The organism is Rhodococcus erythropolis R138 (assembly GCF_000696675.2).
In the GTDB taxonomy this organism is placed as follows: domain Bacteria; phylum Actinomycetota; class Actinomycetes; order Mycobacteriales; family Mycobacteriaceae; genus Rhodococcus_F; species Rhodococcus_F erythropolis.
This window is the reverse complement of sequence record NZ_CP007255.1, coordinates 473895-497127: the sequence shown is the minus strand read 5'-3', so window position 1 is coordinate 497127 and position 23233 is coordinate 473895. Positions and strand designations below refer to the sequence as shown.

Sequence of the window (23233 nt, the reverse complement as noted above, 5' to 3'; positions counted from 1 at the left end):
GATCAAGAGGAAGCCGGCGCCACCACATCCAGCCTCGGTTGATGCTGGTCGGTGTATGCCCACGGGCGGATCTTCTCCAGTGCTTTGCCGATCCGGAACACGGTCGGTTCGTCGTACGTATGGCCGACGATCTGGACGCCCGTGGGAACGCCGTTGTGTGCGTGTCCACTGGGCACCGCTAGTACGGGGCACCGATTGGCGACGTTGAACGGCAACGTGAGAAGTGCTTCGGCGGTGGTGTTCACGTGCTGGCCCGCAACCGTGAGGCCGTCGAGCAAAGACTCGCCTGCCGGGAAGGCGATGGTGCCCGAAGTCGGGCAGATCAGCGCATCGAATGGAGCCATCGCCTCGGCGAGCTCTCGTTGCATCTGGGTTTCTTTGCGAAGGCCGTCCAGAAATGACATTTCCGCAGCGCCCTTCGACGTGATCGCGACGTTGTCGAGCGTGTAGTCGGCAAGAAGATCACCGTGGACGCGAGCAACTTCCGCGACGGATGCACCCATGATCGTTCCGAAATGGACTTTCACCGCTGCTGCCATCGAATCACGAGTCCACGGCAACTCGATCTCCTCGACGATCGCGCCGGCATCGACCAACGACTGTGCGAGAGCCCGGGTGTTCGCCTCGATGTCAGGCTCGATGGGGAAGTCACCGAGCCGCAGGCACAGGGCAATGCGCATTCCCTCGACCGACGGGTACTCGTGTGGCAGCGTGATCGCCGGCCTGAGGGAAGAATGGTCACGCGGATCCGGCCCGATCAGAACGTTGGCCAAAAGAATTGCGTCGTCGACAGTTCGGGCCATCGGACCGTCGCCACGGTAGGAATCCATGGACAGCGGGGCGACCCCGGGAATGCGGCCGTACGACGCTTTGAGCCCGACGGTGCCGGTGAAGCCTGCCGGGCCCCGCGTCGACCCTCCGATATCGGATGCTGTTGCCAGAGTGGTAGTTCCGGCAGCGAGGGCGGCGCCCGCACCTCCGGATGAACCGCCGGGGCTGTAATCGAGGTTCCAGGGATTGCGAGTCACGCCCCACAGTGGAGAGTGCGTGAACGCCGCAACACAGAACTCCGGCGTCGTGGTGCGTGCGTGAATCAGGCCGCCTGCTGCCAGAACTCGATCGATCACCGGTGCGTTCTCGCGGGCGATGTTTCCGCGTGCCGCCAGCGAACCTTCGGTCAGAGACTTTCCGGCAATAGCATGTTTTTCCTTGGCAGCTACCGGAATTCCCTCGAGCGGCCGCGGATCGGGTCCGTGGCCGAGATATCGGCTCTCAGCTTCCCGAGCGCCGGTCAGTGCCTCCTCGAACATCTCTTCGGTGAAGGCATTGATGTGAGGTTCGAACTTCTGGGTTCGGTCGACGACTGCTTGTAGCAGTTCGACCGGAGACAATTCTCGCGTGCGAAAGTGTGCAATAGCTTCGGTGGCGCTGAGGTAATGCAGGTCGTCTGACATGGTGTTATCTCCCTGGAGAAGTATGTGTAGGAATCACGCGCTTCGCGCAAGGGCGCCCAGTGCGGCCGCAGTCATAGCCGTGACACCTTCGGGTAGTGCCGCGGCCGGATCCGGCGCGAAGCGCGGTGAGTGATTCGAGGGTGTGCCGGGAGGAATCCGTCCCTCGGCGAGTGCGGCGAGAGCTCTTTCGTCGAAACTCCGAAGCGCCGTCCCGCCGAAATGCCAGAATACGGAGGGGCATTGGGCAGCAGTGCCGAAGACTCCGAAGTCCTCGCTGCCTGAAAGCGGTTGCGGCAGGGTGTGCATTCCCAATCCTGCCCGGCGTAGGTCGGTCATCACCGTGGACGTTGCGTCCGGAGTGTTGACCGTGGCCGGAAAGCCGTTGTACGCATGAACGTCCGGCGCTTCGGCGGCGCCTGCTCCGTCCGCTTCTGCGCGAGCGATCCGGCCTACAGATTCGAGCATGTGTTCTCGCGACGATGCGCTGAAAGTTCGCAGACTGAGTAGTAGTTCGGCGTCGTCGGCAATGATGTTCGCAGCTGTGCCGGCGTGCAATGCTCCCACCGTGAGCACCGGTGCTGTCGGGGTTGCCGCTTCATGAGCGACCAGACTTTGAATGCGCAGCGCGAAAGATGCTGCCATCAACAAGGGGTCGATGCACGCGTACGGCGAGGACGCATGTCCACCACGGCCGTGAAAAACCACTCGAATCGTGTCGGATGCTGCCATCAAGATGTCGGGTTTGCTGACCAGCATCCCAGCCGGAGTCGGACCCACGTGTTGTCCCAGGCAGAGGTCCGGTCGCGGGAAACGGTCGAAGATTCCGTCGTCGACCATCGCACGAGCGCCGGACCCGGTCTCCTCGGCAGGCTGGAAGACCGCGACAACAGTGCCGGTGATCGACGTCGGATCCGCGGAAAGTGCTGCGCACGTGGCAAGTAACGCGGTGACGTGGACGTCGTGGCCGCACGCATGCATGACGCCATCCGTCTTGGAGGCGTATGACAACCCGGTGTCTTCTGCGACCGGCAACGCGTCCATGTCGGCGCGTAGCAGGATCACCGGCCCGCTGCTCCCTTGGAGAACACCGACGACACCCGTGCCGCCGACTCCGATCGTGACGTCCCAGCCGCCGATCCGCCGAAGCTCTTCGGCAACAAGTGCGGCAGTGCGAGTTTCGTTGCCGGACAACTCGGGGTGTGCGTGCAGGTCCCGGTACAGATCGAACCAGTGCGGCTCGACGGTTCGCGACCGCGACGGGTCTCCGAATTCAAGATTCGAAAGCAGTTGGTTCATGGTCGATCTTCTTTCGGTTGGTGATGATCAGTTGGCGGTTTTCAGTTGCACCAGGTTCAGCATCTTTTCTCGGGTCTGCGGCGCTGCCATTACCGCGATGATCGCCACGACGGGCCCGAGCGCGAGCGATACGAACGCCGCTGACCAGGAGAGATGGTCCACGATGAATCCGAACACCAGTGGCGCGACAATCCCGGCGACCATGCCGCCGAAAATGATCATCGACGAGGCGGCTCCGACCACCGAAGAAGGCAGGCTACGAAGTGGGAGTGCAAAACACGGCATGAAAGCGAAAGAGGCAGCGGCAGATCCGAGGGTGACGAGAACGACGAACAAGGCCGTGTTGGAGGCGAAAGGAACTGAAACGAGCATCACGATGCACGCGAGCATGGACGGCACTACGACGATGCGGCTGTTGCCTGCCAGTCGATCCGAGATTCGGCCGCCGATGACGGTGGTCACGGCGGCCACCACGGTTGCCGGGATGAGAAGGAGGCTCGCACTCGAGAGGGCGATTCCACGTTCGTCATGGAGGTAGGACGGAACCCAGGACGACATCCCCCAGATCACGAAGTCGTAGCCGAAGAACATCAAGGCGAAGAGCCACATCGCGCGGGAGCGAAGTACGGTGCGCATGTTGTCCCAGGAGGAATCCGGACCGTGGTCGATCTCCGCCTGAAGTGCGGGCGGGAGCCACAACTTGATGCTGACGAGCGAGAGTACGCCGAGCGCCGCGACGGCCAGAAACATCCCGCGCCAGCCGATCAACGGGAGAAGAGCTGCCGCAACGACAATGGCAAGAAGCGTACCGACGGCGTTGGAACTGTTCATCCATCCGGTTGCGGTGGCACGTTGCTCCGGGATGCTGCGTTCGGCAACCAGCTTTACTGCGGCTGCCGGAAACACGCCCTGTGCGAGACCGAAGAGAAAGCGAACAACCAGAAGCGTCCCGAACGACCACGCAAGGGCAGTGAGGCCGGTGAAGACACTCCACGCCACCAACCCGATCAGAGCCATCCGGACTGCGCCGTATCGATCGGCGAGCAGTCCACCAGGCAGTTGGGCCAGTGTGTATGCAATGAAGAACGTGGAGATGATCAACCCACGCTGGGAGTAGTCGAGATCGAACTCCTCACCGAGCAAAGGGAGGGCGAGGTTGATCGCCAGCCGGTCTATGTAGTCGATCGCGTAGGCGACGAACAGCAGCGCGACCGTGACTTTGGTGGAGCGAAGCACTGGGCCTCCAAGTGGTGAACCTGTGAAGTGATTCACATATCCTTGGCAAACAGGCAGGGATCACCGGCCAGAATGCAGTAATCCAGCAATACTTGGCAGATGAAGCCGGAATCCGACGCATTTGTGATCGCGGAATCTGATCTGGAGATCATCAATGCACTCCAACTCAACCCCCGCGCGTCGTGGACACAGTTGTCGTCGGTACTCGACATGGATTCGACGACGATCGCCCGCCGGTGGCGTCGACTCGTCTCGAACGGTCATTCGTGGGTCAACGCGGTCGCAATCGGTCGAACCCACATATTCGGCTATCTCCTGATCAGGACCACTCAGGATGCGGTTGCCGACGTGGGGGAGCGGTTACGTGAGCTGGCCTGCGCTTATCTGTTGGCCAGGACGGAAGGTGAGTACGAGTACTTCGTCGGAGTTGTGGCCGCCGACCAGAAGAGTTTGGACGCCTTGGTGTGTGAGCACCTTGCTGCCGATCCTGGAATCTTGTCGATCAGAAGCCGGGTCGGGGTGAAGGTGTACCGAGACGGCTTCAGTTGGGAGCCGGGCGCTCTGGGGCAAGCAGGTCGCGCTCAGCTGGCAACCGCTGCGGCGCCGGCAGATCCGACAGTGTTCCGTGAGTCCGACGGTGCCCTGTTGGAGGCGCTCGGCCGTGACGGACGTGCCAGCTATGCGCGTCTCGCCGCGATTTGTGGAACGAACGAGACTGCGATTCGACGGCGCTTGGCCCAGCTGACTGCATCGCAACAGTTGATTTTCCGCTGCGATGTCTCGCAACAGGCTGTCGGTTCACCGTTCGAAGTGATCTTCGATGTCGCTGTGGACGGTTCCACCGACGAACTCGGCAATCTTGTGTCGAGTTGGCCGGAGATCAGATTGTTGGTGGCGACTACCGGAACAGCGAACATGTTGATCAGCGTGTGGCTGAGCACCCTCGCGCAGAGTCTTGTCGTCGAGGATCGACTCCGCCGAATCGGTAGTGTGCGGATCCTCGATCGACGTGTCTCGCTGTACCCGATGAAGCGGTTCGGGCAGCTGCTCGGACCGAGCGGAGTGGCGGAAGGTCATGTCCCGGTCGCGATTTGGGGCGCCGGCGACGTTATTCGTTGAGCGTCAGTCGATCGGCGTCCGATTGTCGTCGACGAGGTGTGTATCGGAGTCGGTTGCACGGGAGCGCTTCCAGATCATCCGAGCCAGCGCACCCAGCACGGACACTGCCAGGACAACGCCACCGCCGATGATGCCGGCCGACGAGTCGGGGAAGATGCCCTCGAGCAGCAGCCAGACACCGAAGACGAAGAACAGCACCGCGGCGCCGATCTTGATGAATCCGTCCGGGAGGTGCTTGCCCAGTACCGAGCCGACGATGATGGCGAGAGCGTCGGCCGCCACCATGCCTACCGTCGACCCGATCCAGACGCCGATCCAGTCGTTGTCGGTCGCAAGGGTGATGGTGGCGAGCATGGTCTTGTCGCCGAGTTCTGCCAGGAAGAAGGCCGACGCGACGGCGATGAAGGCGGATCGCGTGACGCGACCGGCCTTGTTCTGCTCGTCGTCGGTGAGATCGTCACCGCGCAGGGTCCAGAGGCCGAAGATCAGGAACGCGATACCGCCGACGATGGAGATTGCCGCGGTGGGGAGTGCGACGCCCAGGTAGTGGCCGACGGCGACCGAGACAAGGTGAACAAGGGTGGTGGCGACGGTGATTCCGCCGAGGACGACCCACCAGCGATATCGCAAGGCGAACGTCATTGCCATCAGTTGCGACTTGTCGCCGAGTTCCGCGACGAAAATGACGCCGAAACTCAAAAGTATTGCGGCAAGCAAGGTTTACTCCTCCAGTCGGTGTAGGTCGGAGGAAAAATGCGAGCCTCCGGCCTGGGCAGGCGCATAGTGCGCTTGTCCGGCCGAAGGTCTCGCCCACCGAGGCCACAGGACCTTCGGTTCGCCAGGCCGGGTGCTTCGCGATCCGCACCAGGCGGAGCGCGTCGAACCAGTATGTCGACACAGGCGATTGGGGGCTACTCCCCTTCGTTGCTCCCCACGTTAGCGCGCCTGAAACGAATTGGCAAAGCGCACAGCAAGTTTGGGAGTCCGAACTTATCGCTTACCGCGGCCGTCACGAAGCGAGGAGCATGGCCAAAACAGCGGTGTCGGGATCGCTGATCAAATCGATGCCGACGCGGCTGATCATGGAGACGACCGTGCCGTCCGGCTCTGCCTCCACCCAGGCCGCACGATGCTCCAAGCCCAGGTAGGGAAGTCCTGGCAGTAGTACGCACCCCGACGCGCTTCCCTCGCATTCCGGCAGGCTGGGGGTAGTTTCCGACGGCGGGTGCAGCATGATCAGTGCCGGCGGCTGATGGTCGGAGAAACGGCCGGGTGTCAGTGCAAAATCGCCGAGCACCGGACCTTCGGCAACCACCAGACCGACGGTGCCGGGTTGCGGATCCTCGGGAACGTCCTCACGCACTCCGAAGACCGTCGTCGTCGGCAACAATCCCGGCATCGAGGCCACTCGGACAGCCAGGGCGAGAAGCTGCGCCCACTCCTGGGTGGTGTCCGGCCAACGGCCGGAAATGACGAAACCCTGCAAAGACCCAGCGGCTTGGAACGGAGAAATGCCTATTGCTTCGTTTCTGTTCATTTCTGTTCCTCCCTCGGTGCTGGGGCAAATCTCGGTCTGACGCGCATGCGTCGGTCCGGCACACCTCGTTGGGTAATCGAAATATGCACCTATTCGGTACTGGCACACAAGACAGGGAGAGTGCCAGCCAGGTTTGCGCTGGTGAGAGCGGTGGTATGCGCAGGCATGACTCTGTCGAAGAACCGTTCTCGGCTCGAAGACCTGGCAACGCAGGCGTGGATCTTCGGGTATCCCCTGTTGATTGCGGCGGTATCGCGTGACGTCATGACGGCGACGCCGACCCCGGTGGCGATGAAAGCCCCGCTCAACCAGTTCGCTTATGCGCGTACGACGCCCGACGCGAGCTTCACCGATGTCGTCTCGCCGAACGCGGACACTCTCTACTCGTCGGGGTGGCTGGACGTCTCGACGGAACCGCAGGTGCTCTCGCTGCCGGACTTCGGCACCCGGTACTGGTTGGTCCCCATCCTCGACGCGTGGAGCGACGTCTTCACGGTGCCGGGATCTCGGACGGTAGGACGCACCGGGGGGCCGTACCTGGTGGCCGGACCGAATTGGAAAGGCAACGTGCCCAAGGGTTTGACGCTGCTGCGGTCGCCGACGGCGATGAATTGGATAGTCGCCCGCTACGCGACGTCAGGGGGAACAGACCTGGCCGAAGTGCACAGCCTGCAGGACCGGACGCGACTCACACCACTGTCGGAATGGACGGGTGACCCGCAGGACTACACGCCCGGAGAAGTTCCGGTGAACTCTGCTGTCGACACGCGCACACCGCCGGTGGACCAGGTGGCCGCAATGGACGGCGAGGCCTTCTTCACCACGCTCGACGCACTTCTCGACGACAATCCTCCGCGTCCGGAGGATACCGAGATGATGAAACAGCTGTCCGACATCGGAATCGGCTCCTCGCTGCCCTGGAAGTCGCGCCCGCAAGAGGTGCGTGATGCCCTCGACCGGGCTGCGCGGACCGGAATGGACGTGCTGAGCGAGATCGCCAAGGAGGCGGAAGGCAATCCGAAGAACGGCTGGACGATGCACCGCGGCTTGGGGCATTACGGGACTCATTACGCTCAGCGGGCTCTGATCGTCTGGCTCGGTTTCGGGGCCAACCTCGACGCAGATGCCGTGTACCCGCACGCCACCACCGACGTCGCCGGTAAGCCTCTGACCGGTGAGAAGAAGTACGTACTTCATTTCGAGAAGGACGAGCTCCCGCCGGTCGAGGGATTTTGGTCGCTCACGATGATGAACGAGCGACAGTACTTCGTGGACAACCCGATCGATCGATATGCCATCGGCGATCGAAGTGATCTGGTGTTCGCCGACGACGGCTCGCTGGACATCTATCTCCAGCACGAGTCGCCTGGTGGCGAGAAGGAGCGGAACTGGCTGCCGGCTCCGTCCGGTGAGTTCAACGTCTTTCTGCGCCTGTACTGGCCGAAGGCTGCAGTGCTTTCGGGATCGTGGACTGCGCCCGGTATTCGGGAAGCAAGTATTCGGGAAGCGGGCTGAAAGTCCCCTCGCTTCGCACCCGAAGAGCACAACTCGGTATCAGCCGCGCGTTTCGATGGGCGGAAAGGTCACGATAGCCATACGATCTGTCGGTATTGCCCTGTTTGAAAAGCTGTTGAATCGGTCAGAGACACCCGCTTGCTTCGGAGGCTACTGATGGTCACGCAGAATCCGTTCGTGCAGTACGGCAAAGAGATCTGGTGGATGATCCTGATCCGCGGAATCTTCGGCGTGATCTTCGGAATCATCGCGCTCGTGTGGCCGGGAATTACCGTGGTGGCCTTGGTTTTCCTGTTCGGTATCTACTCCATTGTCGACGGCTTGATCACGCTCGTTCGAGCCATCCGGGACCGCGAACACCTGAGTTCGTGGGGATGGTGGGTGTTCACCGGCGTCGTTTCGGTGGGAGCCGGTATCGTCGCGCTGGTCTGGCCAGGCATCACGGCGCTGGTACTTCTGTACATAATTGCCTTCTACGCCATCATGTTCGGAATCTTCGGAATTGTCGGCGCCTTCAAGATGAAAGCGCTGCCAGGATCCAGTTGGGGATGGCTGCTCGCCGCATCGGTGCTCGCGGTCATCTTCGGCATCATCCTTCTGATCGCACCAGGCGAAGGCATCATCAGCCTCATCTGGCTGTTGGGTTGGTACGCAATCTTGTTCGGCCTCTTCATGATCGTGGGCGCATTCCAGATCAGAAGCCGGGCAAAGGAAGCCGGTGTTCTCTAGGAAGGGCAAGCCGGCCGCCGCGGCTCCCGCTCCGATCCCCACGCTTTCCGGTAGCGAGAACTGGTCGATCCCGCGCGGTCTGATCGTCCTGCTCGGTCTCGCGGCCACCGTGGTTGCCGTCGGCGGAATGAAGGTGTTCGGCGGCATCCTCGGACCGGTATTCCTGGCACTCGTGCTGACGATTGCCGTTCAGCCCATTCAGGATTGGTCACAGCGACGAGGGTGGCCCAAGTGGGTCGGGATGCTCGGCTCGCTGGTCACCGTGTACCTGATTCTGCTCGGGTTGGCGGCGTCGTTGATCGTGTCGACGGCCCAGTTGGCGACAATCCTGCCTCAATACTCCGAGGAGATGACCAACCTCCTCAACGAGGGCCGCGACAAGTTGGCCGACTTCGGAGTCAGCACCGAACAGATCCAAAGCACACTCAGCAGTATCGATCTCACGAAGGTCGTGGGCGTACTCGAAAGCGGGCTGGAGGGTCTGCTCGGCATTCTGTCGGATCTGGTGTTCATCCTCGCGCTGTTGCTGTTCATGGCTTTCGACGGCATGAGTATCCGCTCACGGTTGAATGTGCTGTCGGAGCAACGTCCCGAAATCTCCTACGCGCTCTCCACCTTTGCCGCCGGCACTCGCAAATACCTGGTCGTCTCGACGGTCTTCGGCCTCATCGTGGCGGTACTCGACGGTGGCGCGCTGTGGCTGATGGGCATTCAGCTGCCCGTCCTGTGGGCGTTGCTGTCCTTCATCACCAACTACATCCCCAACATCGGGTTTGTCATCGGCGTCATCCCACCGGCGCTCCTGGGACTCCTGCAGGGCGGGCCGTGGCTGATGCTGTGGGTGATCGTCGTCTACTCCGTCATCAACTTCGTGATCCAGTCCATCATCCAACCCAAGTTCGTCGGCGACGCCGTGGGGCTGTCGGTGACGATGACCTTCCTCTCGCTTGTCTTCTGGGCGTGGGTTCTCGGAGCACTCGGAGCATTGCTGGCGATTCCGCTCTCGTTGCTGGTGAAGGCCGTCCTGCTCGACATCGACCCGGCCACACGCTGGGCGGACATCCTGATCAGTGGTCCTCGAACCGAACCGGATGAAGACCCGAAAGAAGAAGCGAAACCGACCCCGGCGCCCACCTAGAACTTCTCAGTGTTTCTACAAGTTGTTGCTTTATCGTCTCGCCCATGAGCGCCGAGAACACCACCGAGAACTCCCACCGCCAGCCGTCACGCCTCGGTCGACGGCTGGCAGTGGGTGGTGTGGCCGCGATTGTCGCGGCTGCGGTGGCGGGGATCGGGTTCGTGATCTTCGCGGGCGGTGCCGATTCCTCGAACACCGTCGCGATCGTGAACGCCGACGCGGGAACCACGCTCGACGGCAAGGAACTTCGGGCCGGCGACACCCTGGTGGACACGTTGGGCAAGAACGAAGACTTCGACTTCCAGGTGGTCGACAACCCCGGCGGGAACTACTTCGCGACGTTGACGGTGCCGGAAGACTTCAGCGAAACCGTCGCGTCGATGTTCGGCACTGATCCCCGCCAAGCCAGTGTCGAACTGGCGGTGAATGGCTCGGACTCGGAGAAGTCCGCCGAGTTGACTCGGGCCGTATCGGCGCAGGTCGGCGCGGACGGAATCAAGGGTTTGCTGGCTCAGACTTCGGCCGCGCGGCGCTCGATCGATCAAAACCTCACCACCGCACAGATTCTGGTCGCCGGCACCAATGAGGCCGGAAAGTCCATCGATCAGGTGAAGGCAGGCGCAGGCACTCTGCTGCCGTATCTCGAGACCGCACGCTCGGGAGCGTTGGAGTTGATGAGCGTGGCGGACCAGGTATCCGGCGTGGTCGATCAGGCGTCGGGGTCGGCGGAAGAGCTGGCCACGCGCGCTGACTCACTGGGCCTGACGCTGGGGGAGGCGTCGTCGTCGACCGCGGAATTGAAGACACGGATCGACACGTTGCAAACTGCGTTGAACGGCCTTCCGATCCCGCCCGACGTGACAGCGCAACTGGCCGGTGTGAGTTCGGATCTCGGTGCGCTGAATGCGCAATTAGGCACCGTTCCGGCACTGTTGGGTGGCTCGGTCGGACCCGATACGGAGCTCGGTGATCTAGTCCGCACCGCTGTCGGGCAGCTGCAAGGCGCGAGCGATCAACTGAGCAGTGCTGCCGGACAATTGAACGACGGACTCATCCCCATCGCCGATCAGGCACCGCAGATGCTCGGCGACGTGACCGACCAGATCACCCAGGGATTCACGACGCTGCAAGGGATCGCCAAGTCATTGGTCACGGGCCTCGACGGCGCAAAATCCGGTATTCCGGCGATGACCACTCCGCAGCAGGTTCAGTTGACCTCGGTGCTGTCGGATCCGGTGGCCGTGAATCAGACCAGCGCGAACAGTGGTGACTCCGGAACTCGCACACTGGCATTGGTCTTCGGAGCCACGACGGTCCTGCTCGGTGGCGCTCTGCTGACGCGAACGGCGGCGCCCCTGGTGAGGCGCCGCCGTTCGCAAGAAGAGCTGTGACTAGACGATCAGACCTGCGGTCTGGGTACGTGCACGGTCGAAGCGAGCCGAAACGTCGTTCCAGTTGACGATGTTCCAGAATGCCTTGACGTAGTCGCCCTTGACGTTCTGGTAGTCGAGGTAGAAAGCGTGCTCCCACATGTCGAGGAGCAGCAGCGGCGTGAGGCCGATGGAGATGTTGCCCTGCTGATCGTAGAGCTGGACGATGATCAGACGCTGTCCGATCGAGTCCCACGCGAGGATGGACCAGCCGGAGCCCTGGATGGCGTTGGCGTTCGCGGAGAAGTGAGCGCGGAAGAGATCGAACGAACCGAAGTTGTCGTCGATCGCTGCGGCGAGCTCGCCTTCGGGCTTGTCGCCACCGTCAGCGCTGAGGTTGTTCCAGAAAACGGTGTGGTTGGTGTGGCCACCGAGGTGGAACGCCAGGTTCTTCTCGAGCAGGTTGGCCTGCGCTGCGATGGTGTCGTTCTCACGAGCCTCGGCCAGCTTCTCGAGTGCAGCGTTGGCGCCGGCAACGTAAGCCGCGTGGTGCTTGTCGTGATGCAGCTCCATGATCTTGCCCGAGATGTGCGGCTCGAGGGCTGCGTAGTCGTAGGGGAGTTCCGGCAGCGTGTAAACAGACACGAGGGTCCCTTCTTTGCGGGCTGGTGAGCCCTGGTGCTTTAGAGTGCGTCGATCACCGGTCACGGCGTGACGTCACTCGCGTATGTGCAAATCATTCTTCGGGTTTCCACCCAATAACATTCGTACACCGTCCGCAACAGTCCGGCTCAGGTAGTAATCACCAAAGAATAAAGTTTGGTTAACCGAACTTGGTGAGATCTAAGGGTAAGCTAATATGCGCAAATTCGTCGTACAGGTGAACGGAACCTTAAACTTGCGCGATGCCCGCACCAGTTTTCCTCCCGGATTCACCAGAGGCGGCCGCGCCTCGGGTGAATCTTCCGGGCGCTGACCTGCTGCGAGCACTGGCGGTTGTCGCCGTGATCTACTCCCACATCTCTTTTTACGTCATCGACGATCTCGGCTCCGGTTGGTGGGTGATCGACGTCGTTTACGGCGTTCTGATCGAGCCCGCCGAACTCAACCAGCACCTCTCTTTTGTCGGCGTCGCGGTATTCATGATGCTGACCGGCGCTCTGGTGACGCGGTCCGCGATTCGTGACGGCCCCGGAAAGTTCTTGACCAACCGATTCAGCCGCCTGCTGCCTGCATTCTGGGTGGCAACCGCGATTGCCATTCTTCTGGTCCGCCTCGGAATCAACGGAATGTTCAGCGGTCAGGAAGGTATTTCCGATACCGAAGCGTTGATGAGCTTTTTTCTCGGCGGATTCTTTCTCAAACCCGAGGTAGCGGTTCTCGGAGTGACCTGGACGCTCACCGTCCAATTCCTCTTCTATCTCGCCTGCGTCGCGGCTCGACCGATATTGCGTCTGCGTCCAATCGTCATGCCGCTCGCGGGCGGAGCACTGTGCTCATTGGTGCTGCTCTACAACGTCTACGCGCCGTTGCCGTACACCGTGCCGATGCTGTCCAAGATCGCCGCGACGCTGCCGGCTGTCTTCCTCGGTCAGATCATGTACCTCGCGTGGGCGAAGCTCGCTCCCGGCCGCTGGCTGATCGTTGCCGTCCTCGTTCAGATGCACGTCATCATCGTGGCGACCCAGTTCCGCGTCTACTGGGCCGGCGAGCACTACCTGTGGACCATTTCGGTAGTCGCCGCAGCGGTAGTTCTCATCGGCCGCTACGACGGTGTCCCGACGCGCTGGTCGGTGGTGAAATGGCTCTCGACGCGCAGTTACATCATCTATCTTGTGCACACCCTGATCCTGTACCGCGTTGTCGAGAACACCGTTTTGTACGTCGGACCGACGCTGGCGTTCGCGCTGTTCCTTCTGGCAACGGCCGCGGTAGCAGAAATCGGCTACCGGTGGGTGGAGCTGCCCGGCGCCCGCGCGGTGACGGCGTGGCGAAACAGCCGCTCGCGCGTAGCATCGAAGCATGAGCTGGTACGACGACATTCTGGGACGAGCGTCCGCAAAATCCACGCTGATCGCGCCTGAGGACGCCCTGCCCGGGCGAGAGCAGAAAATGCCGGTACCTACCGCGCACTACGTCAACGGGCATCCGTTGACGCCGCCGTTTCCGGCCGAACTGCAGACCGTCGTCGTCGGGATGGGTTGTTTCTGGGGCGCCGAGAAGGAGTTCTGGCAGCTTCCCGGTGTGTACACAACCGCTGCGGGTTATGCGGGAGGCTTCACTCCCAACCCGACGTACGAAGAGACGTGCTCCGGACGCACGGGTCACACCGAAGTGGTGCTGGTGGTCTTCGATCCCGCAGTGATCTCCTACGAGCAGATCCTGGCGCACTTCTGGGAGAACCACGATCCGACGCAGGGGATGCGTCAGGGTAACGACCAGGGCTCGCAGTACCGTTCGGCGATCTTCACGACGTCCGCCGAGCAGGAAGAAATCGCTCATGCGTCGGCCGTCGCTTTCGGTGAACGACTTGCCGAAGCCGGATACGGCGCGATCACCACCGAAATCGGTCCGCTGCGCGACTTCTTCTACGCGGAGGATTACCACCAGCAGTATTTGGCGAAGAACCCCGGCGGCTACTGCCCGGTGCATGCCACCGGCGTCAGTTGCCCGGTCGGATTGCTCCGTCAGGATCAGGTTCCGGCGCAGACGGACATCCTTCCGCCGAGTGAATAACTGGACAGGTGTTGGAGGACACATGTGATTCAGCTCGTTAACACTTGCAACTAGATCGAAACAAAGGGAATCTCGATGTAAGAGTGTGTCGTCGAGAGAACTGAGCTAATAATGTCAGGTAGTACGCGAGGAACTGCGTCGCTGCTCCGACGCACCATTCATGTAGGCCACGATCCGATGGTTCGCCGCAGTGATCGGATCGAAGGATTCATGTCCTTCGGTCTGATCATTTTCGCGATTCTTCTGCTGCCTCTCGCGGTATGGGCAGGGGCTGCGACGGCTTCGAGCCAGAACGCACTGATCGCCAAACAATCCGCCGAACTACACAGCATTTCGGCGACGACGACTGCAGACTCGACGCAGACCACCGCCTCGACAGCCGATTACATTGCGCCGACCACCGAAATGGCCAGCGCGCAATGGAACTGGAACGGTGAGGTTCACACGGGTGATGTCACTGTCGACTCGGCGACGCCCGTCGGCACCGAGGTCCCCATCTACGTCAACGATCACGGCGACAAGACCGTAGCTCCGATCACGCAGAGTGCTGCCGACGTCGCAGCCGTGGTGACCGGGGTTTTCACCTGGTTCAGCGTGATGTCCCTGTTGGTCATCGCGTTCATGCTGGTGCGGGTCTTTCTCGATCGTTCCCGCTCGGCCCAGTGGGACCGAGACCTACGCGCGTTCCTCGACGCGAACGCGCTGTAGATCCCGGACCTTTCCTCACTGCAGTTGGGGCATGACCTCGCTTGCGACGAGTTCGAGATGATCCAGATCGGCCAGATCGAGAGTCTGCAGGTACACGCGCTGTGAACCGGCCTCGGCGAAAGTGCCGATCTTGTCGACCAGCTCCGAAGGTGTTCCGGCCAGACCGTTCTCACGTAGCTCGTCCACGTCGCGTCCGATCGCTTCGGCGCGCTTCTTGATCTCCGCCTCGTCGCGGCCGCAGCACAGGACGAGAGCGTTGGAGTACACCAATTCGTTCGGATCGCGCTCGATGTCGATGCAAGCCTGACGAACCCGCGCAAAGATGTCCTTCGTTTCCGCGAGGGACTTGAACGGGATGTTGAACTCGTTCGCGAACCGAGCGGCGAGCGCCGGAGTCTTCTTCTTGCCCGTGCCACCGATCAGGATCGGCGGACCGTCGACCTGGTGCGGTTTGGGAAGCGCGGGAGAGTTCTTGATCTGCACGTGCTTACCGTCGTAGTCGAACGTGTCGCCGACCGGCGTACGCCACAGGCCGGTCACTACGTCGAGAGTTTCCTCGAGCAGTTCGAAGCGATCCTTGAGCGCCGGGAACGGGATGCCGTACGCCTGGTGCTCTTCCTCGTACCAGCCGGCACCGATGCCGAGGTCTACGCGGCCACCACTCATCTGATCGACCTGTGCGACCGAGATGGCCAGCGGTCCGGCGTGACGGAACGTAGCCGACGTCACCAGAGTGCCGAGGCGGATGGTGGATGTTTCGCGGGCGATTCCGGCGAGCGTGATCCACGCGTCGGTGGGCCCGGGAAGGCCGTCGGAATTCATGGCGAGATAGTGGTCCGAGCGGAAAAATGCGCCGTAGCCGAGTTTTTCGGCGGTCTGGGCAACAGTCAGTAGTTGTTCGTAGGTAGCGCCCTGCTGGGGTTCGGTGAATATACGCAGCTCCATGACTTCTACTCTGCCACTATTTTACGGAGGTCGGGACGACGGCACCGACTTGTCCGGCGCCGAAACACAGCGTCAGTCCCGGCGTTGTCGGCGTGATCTTCACACTGTTTCCGTGGCCGACCAGGCGCACGAATGCCGAGTGCAAACCCTGCGTCACGGGTACCGATACTGCGTCACCGGACTCCAACGCGACATCGATCGTTCCGTCGGTGCTCGCGAGGTAATTGAGCTGCACCGTCCATTCCCAGCCGGCCAGGGGGCCGTCGAGGGGGAGTTCGGTCGGGCCTTCGGCACGGGTGCCGCAGTTCGGTGCCGCTCCTTCGGGAATCCTTCTCGTCCAGGTCACTTCGGCGTCGACAATCCGTCCGCTGTCGTCGATGGTGCGCAGAATCGGGGTGCTGGAAGAAAATTCGGGGCGATCAGGCAGTGGCGCGAGAACATTGCTTGCCAAATTGTTCGGAAAGGCGACGGGAAGGAGCACTTGGATCGCGACGGGTTGCTCGAGCAGTGGAGCATCCTGATTCTGTGACAACGATATTCGTGCGTTGGCGAGGTAGTCGCGAGTCGGGTTCTCGCGCCAGATGTCGACGAACGTGACGGTCGAGACGAGCGAACTGACCACGAAGAGCGCCGACAGGCCGGCGGCGACTGCGACGGGTATTCGGGCCGGACGTCGCCGGGGCGCGGCGAGAATCAGAGCGGCGGCGAGGGCGAACACCGTCGCCGAATCCGTGAAGTAACGCAAGGTCTGCGCCAACTCGTACGTGGTGTCGGCGTCGGATCGGGTAGCGGTCATCGCCACGACGGAGGCCAGGAAGTACAGCGCCGCGGCGGCCCAGATCCAGGCAGCGCCGCGTCGGGCACGCACGGTCATCACGACCGTCGTCAGCAGCGCGGCCCAGGCCGCGGCCACCAAGACCGTCGGCGGATCGGCCCAGGCGGGGCTGGGGATCCACCGCTCCCAGCGCCAGGGGCCGCCGAGAAGGGTGGGAAGCATCCCCAAAGACGTGCCGTGATGCAGCAGTTCGGTGGACATGGAACGGCCGTTGCCGGTGATCGGAGATTCGACAGTTGTCAGATACACCGGAATCCAGATCGCGAGCACGGCGGCGCAGGCCGTCCACAGGCGTCGGCACTTCGTGACCGCACTTCGTATCGGCGTTCCTTCACCTTGTGTGCGCAAGTACAGCACCAGAAAAGCGAGTGCCACGAACGGAACGAGCACTGCCTTCTCGAAGAACAGCAGAGAGACGACAAAAACCGCGGTGCCCGAGAACACGTAGCGCACATGCCCGGTGCGGTACAGCTTGATCGCGTCCCCACACGCCCAGGCAAGCGCGATCTGAAGCGGCAAGGCGTTGAGTGCGGCCGCCCACCACGAGAACGACGGAAGGGTCAGCGGGACGAAGAGATACAGGATCAGCGGAATCAACAGCGCCGGTCGCCAACCAAGGACCAACCGAAGAGTGCGCAGAAGCGCCAACGACGCCGTGGCCTGGCCGATGACGAGCAGCGTTGCCGACAGCGCCCAGTTGTACGGCGCGATGCGGGTGATCAACCCGGTGAAGAAGAAGGCCGCGGGCATGAAGTGACCGTCGTGGTCGTAGAGCAGGAGTTCGTTCGAGAAGAGAGGGAAGCGTCCTCCGCGGCCCATCAGGATGAGGTCGTCCCAGTAGAAGTAATTGCTCGAGGCAACCCAGGCGCGAATGACGAGCTGACATCCGATCAACACGAACGCGAGCTGCGCGACCCGTTTCGGGGTGAACGTCAGAGTTGGCTCGGGCTGTGGAGAAGTCATCGACGGTCATGCTTCCAGGTGTGTCAAAAACCGACTTCCCCCAAAAAAGGGATAACGGTCTTTTCTGTCTTTTCGGGAGCAATTTCTGAATGGATTGTGAACTTTGCCGGGATAAATGACGCCGACGCCCAAAAGTTCACTGACCTGCGGTGTCAAATTCATCCTCGAGCCTGTGCATCGTTCGCTAACACCTGTCAGCAAATTCTCAGGGTCTTGCCCGTGACCTGTGGATAAAGCCCGATTCATTCATCCAGAACTGTGGATGAACCTGTGGAAACTGTGGATAACTCGAGTTTTTAAGTGGCGGAGGTCACATTATTCGAACAATGCAGGTGAACGGGGTGGAGGTTCGATCACAAATCGGGAGTGAATCCATTTGCTGCCGTTACCGATACGGCGTGACAGAATCGAAGTTGTGAGTGTCGTTCAGGTCTGCGCCCGGTGCGCCGCACGATGGCCTGTCGTCGGCGGCCCAACGCAGTGGTGCCCGCGCTGCAGCGGCGTCCTGCTGATCCCCACCCGCACCGAGATCTACCAACCACCCAACCGTCGTGGCTTCCGCTGGATCGCGCGCTCACCGTCCGACCCACGCGGCGTGGGGGACACACCAGTGCGTCGTAGCCTCACCACCCCGCGCTACGACGCCGTCCCGCAGTGGGGACTCCAGGACATCGTCGACACCTCACCGGTGCCGCCCTCGCGAGCGGACCGGATGGCCGACCGAGTCGGGCCGTTGCTGACACTCGCGACAATCCTCTACGGACTCGCTGTGTTCGCCGAACTGGGCAGGTACGCGATCCTGGTGCGTAACCGCACCACGCTGATCCCGCAGTGGCTTCTCACGGTCTCCGACGCCGCCGTGTACTTCACTCAGTTGGGTGGACTGCTGATCTCGGTCTTCGCGGCTGTCGCCGGTGTGTGCTGGCTGCTTCGTCGGCGTCGTGAACACTTCGCAGGTGGCTGTGAATCCGATCCGCGCACAGCGTCGGAAGTTGTCGTCGGCTGCGCTGTGCCGATCCTCAACCTCGTGATGCCGGCCGTTTATCTCTTCGAGTTGGTCCGCCGCGATCCGCGCGGAACTCTGCTGGTGAAGATCTGGTGGGGCTTCTGGGGATTCAGCGCTCTGCTGCTGGTGGTCAACGCGTACTGGCGATCACGCCCGGGGATTCAGGCAATGGCCGACGGGGTTCTGCTGAACGCCTTCATCGCATTGGTCGCAGCCGTCACCGCGGCGTTGACGCTCGTCGTGATCCGACGGATCGAGCGCAGGGGTTGGCGCGGCGAACCCGAATCGGAAACTCGATGGGTGCCAGTGCCGCGCTCGGTGATGGAAGAGAAGGAGACCGCTGCCCTGTGAGCCCAGATCGTCGAGGTCCACTCGTCGTTGCGCACCGAGGTGCGTCGGCTGCGCGGCCGGAGCACACCCTCGCCGCCTACGAACTGGCCCTCGAGGAGGGTGCCGACGGGCTCGAATGCGACGTCCGCCTCACCCGCGACGGGCACCTGGTCTGCGTTCACGACCGCAAGGTCGACCGCACCTCCAGCGGCACGGGGATCGTCAGCGAGATGACGCTCGATTCGCTGAACGCTCTGGACTACGGGTCGACGAGCGAACCGGCCGAACTGCTGACTCTCTCCGACCTCATCACTCTCGCCCTGGATTTCGCGCGGCCGGTGAAGCTGTTCATCGAAACCAAGCACCCAGTGCGATTCGGCGGCCTGGTCGAAGCAAAACTTCTCGCGGAACTGCACCGCTTCGGGATCGCGTCGCCGCCGTCGGCCGATCACTCTCGCGCGGTGGTCATGTCTTTCTCGGCTACTGCGGTCTGGCGAGTGCGCCGTTCGGCACCGCTGCTGCCGACGGTCCTACTCGGTGACGCGTCGCGGTACCTCGGCGGTGGTGCGTCGACGGCTGTCGGCGCCACGGCGATCGGGCCGTCGATCAAGGCGTTGCGCGAACATCCCGATCTGGTCGATCGGGCTGCCGCTGCGGGTCGCGCGACGTACTGCTGGACCGTCGACGACAAGGCGGATGTGGACCTGTGTCGTGAGCTCGGGGTCAGTTGGGTGGCCACCAACCATCCCGGGCGCACGAAGCAATGGCTGGGCAGCGTGTAGATTTTGCCCTCGTGGCCAAGAAGAGCAAAAGAAACAGTGGACCGAAGCAGGGCAGCGCACGCGCAGAGAAGCTGGCGGCACGCCAAGCAGAGCGTGAAGCCGCTGCCGGCGCAGTGAACCGCCCGTTCGAGGGCCTTGCCGCCGAGTGCGATCTGGTCGCGCTGCGCGAATTCGTTCCGTCCGCCACGGCTCCGTTGCCGGTCATCGGCTCCGACCGTCCCGTCACGTTGGCGACGGTCCTCCCCGGCGCTGTTGCCGCCCTCGTCCGCGACGAGGGCGAGACGGCCACCGGATTTGTCGGTGTCCAGGTTCAAGCGCACTCTGCCGACCTCGGCGCAGACCTCGCCGCTTCGGTGAACTGGATCAAGGACGCGGCCCCCGGCGACGCGCTTTCTGCCGCGAACCCCGATTCCGAGACACCCGCCGTCACCGAGGTTGTCGATCCCTCGGCTCTGCTCGACATCACCGTGCACCAGAACTTCAACTGGTGGATTCCGGAAGGCGTCGAAACCGATCCTGAGGTTGCCGCCACCGTGCAGCACGCCAACTCGGCGATCATGCCCTCTGCACGCCTCGAAGGAGACGGCCTCGTTGCCGCGTGGTGGGTCGACGCCGGCGAGAAGGCACACCTGCGTTGGGTTCGCCCCGAGAGCGAAGACGACCTGATGCTCGCGTTGGCGCGCGTGCACGCGACCGGTGGACTGCACCTGGGTGAGGGCTCGCGCTACGCAGGCTCGTTCCGCACCCACGGCCTGTTGGTCCCCGTCTTCGACCTCGACCGCGAAAAGCATGCAAACGAGTGGGTAGCGGCAACCGTCGAGCTCGGTGAGCGTCTTGCCGAGGCTCTGGCTGTCGATGCTCCGCTGACCTCGGCCGAGCTGCGCTCGCGCGACGGCCTGCGCGGACGCCAGGTCACGCTGCGCTGATTTTTTCGCCAGAACTATAGGCGTTACGCAAAGTTACGGTTAATGTTGGCGGCATGACTTTGTCGCACGACATCTCCGGTAGCGGTCCCACGCTTGTGCTCGTCCATGGCATCGTCCATCGACGGCAGGCGTGGGATTCGCTTTTGGACCAGCTGACGCCGTATCGCCGTGTGGTCACGGTCGACCTGCCAGGTCACGGAGAGTCCGTGCTGCCCGAACTCGGTCCGGACGTCATGGGACAGCTGATCGACGACGTCAGTGAGTTCGTCAAGGAAGTGACTCCGGCGGGGGAGCGCGCCCACGTCGCCGGAAACTCACTCGGCGGATGGATTGCACTCTCGCTGGCCGCGCGCGGAGACGTCGCGTCGGCGACAGCTCTTTCGCCGGCCGGGTTCTTTGTCAATCACCTCGATCAGGTGCGGGCGATCAACACGTTCCGTGCACTGCGCGGCACGGCCAAGCTCATGGGCGATGGTCTGCCACGTGCATTGCGGTACAAGCTGATTCGCTATCCAGCGCTCGCCGCGTTCTTCGCTCATCCGAGTCATGTCGGTTATGCGGCGGCGTTGGCCGACTGCCGTTCGCTCGTGTCCAACGAACTCGTCGATCTCGGTCTCGAGATGGACTTCGTGTTGCCGCCCATCGTGGATCCCACTGTGCCGGTGACGGTTGCGTGGGGTCGACGCGATCTCATTCTGCCCGTGTACCAAGCGCAGCGCGTGAAAAAGCCGTTCCCGCAGGCGAAGTTGATGGTTTTGCCCGGACTGGGGCACGTGCCGATGACAGATGCCCCCGAGCTGATCAGTTCGATCCTGCTGGCAGGAAGCGAACCGTTCGGCTCGAGGGCAAAATCCGTGAGTGCTGCAGGCTAGATGGTTCCGCCTGCTGCGTTCGGCGCACCGGTGGTGTCACCGACGGTGCTCATCTCGCGGGACACGAAGTCTTCGAGGTCGAACAGGTTGGCGCCTGCGCGGTCCGCGATGGTGAGAAGTGTTGTCATGCTGGCAACTTCCTCGACCTGCTCCTTGAGGAACCACTGCATGAACTGCTCACCGAGGTAGTCGCCTTCTTCGCGGGCAGTGCTCGCGAGCTGGACGATCTGCTCGGTGACCGTCTTCTCCTGCGTCAGCGCGAGAGCGATGGGCTCACGGGCATCCTTGAAGTCGGCCTTCGCGGCGTCGACGCCGGTGAGTTCGACGTTGATGTCGCGATCGAGGAAATACTGAACGATCATCATGGCGTGGTTACGCTCTTCCACAGCCTGCTTGTAGAAGTGCTTTGCCAGCTGTGGCAGGTCCGCATTGTCGAAGTAAACCGCTGTCGCGATGTACTGATGCGAAGCGTTGAACTCGTTGCGAATCTGGTCTCGGAGTAGTGCGTGGAATTTGGTCATGTGAGTCTCCCCAGAAGTCATGAATTCCAAGATAGTGCAGGTCAGAGGCCCTGTCATCCCAGTCTGACCTTATTGTGGTAAGCGTTCCCAAACTAAAGAAGACCTAATTTCTTTTCGAATTCGGTGCGGTTATCCATTGGCCCGAAAGCGAATGTTTCATTTAGGAATGTCCTTTTCACCAGGCGAGTTCCGTGCATTTACCGTCACTTCCCTGTAGTTCCACCTGCACGGTGGCGTGCTCCAGGTCGAATACCTCGGCCAGCAAGGTTTGGGTGGCGGCGAGCACCGTAGTGGGATCGGCGTCACTGGCCGCGGTGACGTGAACGGAAGCAACTTCCATCCCCGAGGTGAGTGTCCAGACGTGCAGATCGTGCGCGTCGACGACTCCCGGGAGTGTGTTGATCTTCTCGAGTATCGAGGTGACGTCGATGCGATCGGGAGCCTGCTGGAGCAGGATGCGGACCGCATGGCGGCCCAGGTTGAAGGCGCGCGGCAAGACGAAGAGGCCGATGGCGACGCCGATGACGGGGTCGGCGTAGCGCCAACCGAAAGCGAGCGTGACCAAGCCGCTGACGAGGACGCCGATGGACCCGATCATGTCCGCCATGACTTCGAGGTAGGCGCCGCGGATGTTGATGCTTTCCTTCGCGCCGCTGCGGAGCATCAGGAAGGCGATGACGTTCATCGCCAAACCGACGACGGCGACTATCGCGACGGGGAGGCCGGGAACCTCGGGCGGATCCGAGAATCGGCTGGCAGCCTCGTAGAGCACCCACCCGGCGACTGCGAAGAGCAGGATCGCATTGGCCAGTGCCGCAAACACTTCCGTGCGGTACATGCCGAAAGTGCGATCCGGGCGCCGTGCTGCGCGCTGTGCGACGAGGATCGCGGCGAGCGCCATGAAGATGCCGAAGATGTCGGTGAACACGTGCGCCGAGTCCGAAAGCAGCGCCAGTGACGAGGTGAAGAAGCCGACCGTCACCTGCAGCACGAACGTCACCAACCCGAGGCCGGCGGCGATCCACAGTTTGTTGACATGCTTGCCGCTGTTGCTGGTCGCAGCCTCGGCGGGAGAGATTCCGTGCCCGTGTCCGTGTGACATCGAAGGTCCTTTCGTCGACGTCAGCCTAGACACCTATGCATATATGCGCAATAGTGCATGTCTTAAAAACTATGCAACATAGTTGTAAGGTGGCGGCGTAGACCTTCATTTGT

Annotated in this window: 22 protein-coding genes; 12 read left to right on the top strand and 10 right to left on the bottom strand. The window is 62.1% G+C overall.

Going from position 1 to position 23233, the window contains the following annotated elements; translation table 11 throughout:
- Positions 1-2 precede the first annotated feature (2 nt).
- Genes H351_RS02260 through H351_RS02250 form a run of 3 tightly spaced genes read right to left on the bottom strand, consistent with a single transcriptional unit; the run spans position 3 to position 3986 of the window.
- Positions 3-1454: an amidase gene (locus H351_RS02260; protein ID WP_029254175.1), complete on the bottom strand. Its 1452-nt coding sequence runs from the start codon at positions 1452-1454 to the stop codon at positions 3-5.
- Positions 1455-1487: 33 nt separating this feature from the next.
- On the bottom strand, positions 1488-2750 hold the full coding sequence (locus H351_RS02255) for an amidohydrolase (protein WP_029254176.1): 1263 nt from the start codon (positions 2748-2750) through the stop codon (positions 1488-1490).
- A 27-nt stretch (positions 2751-2777) separates the two neighbouring features.
- Complete coding sequence (locus tag H351_RS02250) at positions 2778-3986, bottom strand: MFS transporter (protein ID WP_029254177.1); 1209 nt, start codon at positions 3984-3986, stop codon at positions 2778-2780.
- Between the two features lie 99 nt (positions 3987-4085).
- Here H351_RS02250 and H351_RS02245 point away from each other — a divergent pair, with 99 nt between their 5' ends.
- Positions 4086-5105 carry an Lrp/AsnC family transcriptional regulator gene (locus H351_RS02245; RefSeq protein ID WP_029254178.1) on the top strand — a complete coding sequence of 340 codons (1020 nt, stop codon included), beginning with the start codon at positions 4086-4088 and terminating at the stop codon, positions 5103-5105.
- Between the two features lie 3 nt (positions 5106-5108).
- On the opposite strand, the gene H351_RS02240 is transcribed toward H351_RS02245, so the two are convergent.
- Together H351_RS02240 and H351_RS02235 are read right to left on the bottom strand one after the other, a co-directional pair.
- Positions 5109-5822, bottom strand: coding sequence for a TMEM165/GDT1 family protein (locus tag H351_RS02240; RefSeq protein WP_019746358.1), 714 nt, complete (start codon positions 5820-5822; stop codon positions 5109-5111).
- 292 nt (positions 5823-6114) lie between these two features.
- A complete protein-coding gene (locus H351_RS02235; protein ID WP_019746359.1) occupies positions 6115-6642 on the bottom strand; it encodes a hypothetical protein in 528 nt (175 codons plus the stop codon).
- 165 nt (positions 6643-6807) lie between these two features.
- Between H351_RS02235 and H351_RS02230 the strand changes: the two genes are divergently transcribed.
- From H351_RS02230 to H351_RS02215, 4 genes are all read left to right on the top strand, one after another.
- Positions 6808-8157 (top strand): DUF1254 domain-containing protein, encoded by a 1350-nt coding sequence (locus H351_RS02230; protein ID WP_029254179.1) that lies wholly within the window; start codon positions 6808-6810, stop codon positions 8155-8157.
- Between the two features lie 156 nt (positions 8158-8313).
- Entirely contained in the window at positions 8314-8886 is a 573-nt protein-coding gene (locus H351_RS02225; RefSeq protein WP_019746361.1) for an HdeD family acid-resistance protein, read from the top strand.
- Complete coding sequence (locus H351_RS02220) at positions 8876-10024, top strand: AI-2E family transporter (protein ID WP_019746362.1); 1149 nt, start codon at positions 8876-8878, stop codon at positions 10022-10024. The genes H351_RS02225 and H351_RS02220 overlap by 11 nt, the downstream gene beginning before the upstream one ends.
- A 44-nt stretch (positions 10025-10068) precedes the next feature.
- Entirely contained in the window at positions 10069-11415 is a 1347-nt protein-coding gene (locus H351_RS02215) for a YhgE/Pip domain-containing protein (RefSeq protein WP_021342413.1), read from the top strand.
- Here the strand turns inward: H351_RS02215 and H351_RS02210 are convergent, their stop codons facing one another.
- Positions 11416-12039, bottom strand: coding sequence for a superoxide dismutase (locus H351_RS02210; RefSeq protein ID WP_003944189.1), 624 nt, complete (start codon positions 12037-12039; stop codon positions 11416-11418). It abuts the gene before it with no gap.
- A gap of 260 nt (positions 12040-12299) precedes the next feature.
- Here H351_RS02210 and H351_RS02205 point away from each other — a divergent pair, with 260 nt between their 5' ends.
- The 3 genes from H351_RS02205 to H351_RS02195 all read left to right on the top strand — a co-directional run bounded on the left by H351_RS02205 (position 12300) and on the right by H351_RS02195 (position 14838).
- Positions 12300-13478, top strand: coding sequence for an acyltransferase family protein (locus H351_RS02205; RefSeq protein WP_201026957.1), 1179 nt, complete (start codon positions 12300-12302; stop codon positions 13476-13478).
- Positions 13417-14130 carry a peptide-methionine (S)-S-oxide reductase MsrA gene (gene msrA / locus H351_RS02200; protein ID WP_020905733.1) on the top strand — a complete coding sequence of 238 codons (714 nt, stop codon included), beginning with the start codon at positions 13417-13419 and terminating at the stop codon, positions 14128-14130. The genes H351_RS02205 and msrA overlap by 62 nt, the downstream gene beginning before the upstream one ends.
- Before the next feature lie 111 nt (positions 14131-14241).
- Positions 14242-14838: an Rv1733c family protein gene (locus H351_RS02195; RefSeq protein WP_020905734.1), complete on the top strand. Its 597-nt coding sequence runs from the start codon at positions 14242-14244 to the stop codon at positions 14836-14838.
- Between the two features lie 15 nt (positions 14839-14853).
- Here H351_RS02195 and H351_RS02190 read toward each other — a convergent pair whose 3' ends face one another.
- Positions 14854-15783: an LLM class F420-dependent oxidoreductase gene (locus tag H351_RS02190; protein ID WP_020905735.1), complete on the bottom strand. Its 930-nt coding sequence runs from the start codon at positions 15781-15783 to the stop codon at positions 14854-14856.
- Positions 15784-15799: 16 nt separating this feature from the next.
- Complete coding sequence (locus H351_RS02185; RefSeq protein WP_029254181.1) at positions 15800-17581, bottom strand: hypothetical protein; 1782 nt, start codon at positions 17579-17581, stop codon at positions 15800-15802.
- A gap of 415 nt (positions 17582-17996) precedes the next feature.
- On the opposite strand from H351_RS02185, the gene H351_RS02180 reads away from it, so the two are divergent.
- The 4 genes from H351_RS02180 to H351_RS02165 are packed head-to-tail and all read left to right on the top strand — an operon-like array spanning position 17997 to position 21497.
- Entirely contained in the window at positions 17997-18938 is a 942-nt protein-coding gene (locus H351_RS02180; protein WP_029254182.1) for a DUF4328 domain-containing protein, read from the top strand.
- Complete coding sequence (locus H351_RS02175) at positions 18935-19699, top strand: glycerophosphodiester phosphodiesterase (RefSeq protein WP_019746370.1); 765 nt, start codon at positions 18935-18937, stop codon at positions 19697-19699. The genes H351_RS02180 and H351_RS02175 overlap by 4 nt, the downstream gene beginning before the upstream one ends.
- 11 nt (positions 19700-19710) lie before the next feature.
- A complete protein-coding gene (locus tag H351_RS02170) occupies positions 19711-20625 on the top strand; it encodes a DUF5926 family protein (RefSeq protein WP_021342421.1) in 915 nt (304 codons plus the stop codon).
- A gap of 53 nt (positions 20626-20678) precedes the next feature.
- Positions 20679-21497 (top strand): alpha/beta fold hydrolase, encoded by an 819-nt coding sequence (locus H351_RS02165; RefSeq protein ID WP_020905739.1) that lies wholly within the window; start codon positions 20679-20681, stop codon positions 21495-21497.
- Here H351_RS02165 and H351_RS02160 read toward each other — a convergent pair.
- Together H351_RS02160 and H351_RS02155 are read right to left on the bottom strand one after the other, a co-directional pair.
- The gene (locus tag H351_RS02160; protein ID WP_024487904.1) at positions 21494-22039 is read right to left on the bottom strand and encodes a ferritin; all 546 of its coding nucleotides are present in this window, start codon (positions 22037-22039) and stop codon (positions 21494-21496) included. The genes H351_RS02165 and H351_RS02160 overlap by 4 nt on opposite strands.
- A 154-nt stretch (positions 22040-22193) precedes the next feature.
- Entirely contained in the window at positions 22194-23120 is a 927-nt protein-coding gene (locus H351_RS02155; RefSeq protein ID WP_029254183.1) for a cation diffusion facilitator family transporter, read from the bottom strand.
- Between the last annotated feature and the right edge of the window lie 113 nt (positions 23121-23233).

Excerpts from the sequence above, each read along its gene's own strand:
- H351_RS02205 (WP_201026957.1), top strand. The coding sequence starts at position 12,300 with ATGCCCGCACCAGTTTTCCTCCCGGATTCACCAGAGGCGGCCGCGCCT.
- H351_RS02255 (WP_029254176.1), bottom strand. The coding sequence starts at position 2,750 with ATGAACCAACTGCTTTCGAATCTTGAATTCGGAGACCCGTCGCGGTCG.
- H351_RS02230 (WP_029254179.1), top strand. The coding sequence starts at position 6,808 with ATGACTCTGTCGAAGAACCGTTCTCGGCTCGAAGACCTGGCAACGCAG.
- H351_RS02155 (WP_029254183.1), bottom strand. The coding sequence starts at position 23,120 with ATGTCACACGGACACGGGCACGGAATCTCTCCCGCCGAGGCTGCGACC.
- H351_RS02165 (WP_020905739.1), top strand. The coding sequence starts at position 20,679 with ATGACTTTGTCGCACGACATCTCCGGTAGCGGTCCCACGCTTGTGCTC.
- H351_RS02215 (WP_021342413.1), top strand. The coding sequence starts at position 10,069 with ATGAGCGCCGAGAACACCACCGAGAACTCCCACCGCCAGCCGTCACGC.
- H351_RS02190 (WP_020905735.1), bottom strand. The coding sequence starts at position 15,783 with ATGGAGCTGCGTATATTCACCGAACCCCAGCAGGGCGCTACCTACGAA.
- H351_RS02245 (WP_029254178.1), top strand. The coding sequence starts at position 4,086 with ATGAAGCCGGAATCCGACGCATTTGTGATCGCGGAATCTGATCTGGAG.
- H351_RS02235 (WP_019746359.1), bottom strand. The coding sequence starts at position 6,642 with ATGAACAGAAACGAAGCAATAGGCATTTCTCCGTTCCAAGCCGCTGGG.
- H351_RS02185 (WP_029254181.1), bottom strand. The coding sequence starts at position 17,581 with ATGACTTCTCCACAGCCCGAGCCAACTCTGACGTTCACCCCGAAACGG.
- H351_RS02260 (WP_029254175.1), bottom strand. The coding sequence starts at position 1,454 with ATGTCAGACGACCTGCATTACCTCAGCGCCACCGAAGCTATTGCACAC.
- H351_RS02225 (WP_019746361.1), top strand. The coding sequence starts at position 8,314 with ATGGTCACGCAGAATCCGTTCGTGCAGTACGGCAAAGAGATCTGGTGG.
- H351_RS02160 (WP_024487904.1), bottom strand. The coding sequence starts at position 22,039 with ATGACTTCTGGGGAGACTCACATGACCAAATTCCACGCACTACTCCGA.
- H351_RS02195 (WP_020905734.1), top strand. The coding sequence starts at position 14,242 with ATGTCAGGTAGTACGCGAGGAACTGCGTCGCTGCTCCGACGCACCATT.
- msrA (WP_020905733.1), top strand. The coding sequence starts at position 13,417 with ATGAGCTGGTACGACGACATTCTGGGACGAGCGTCCGCAAAATCCACG.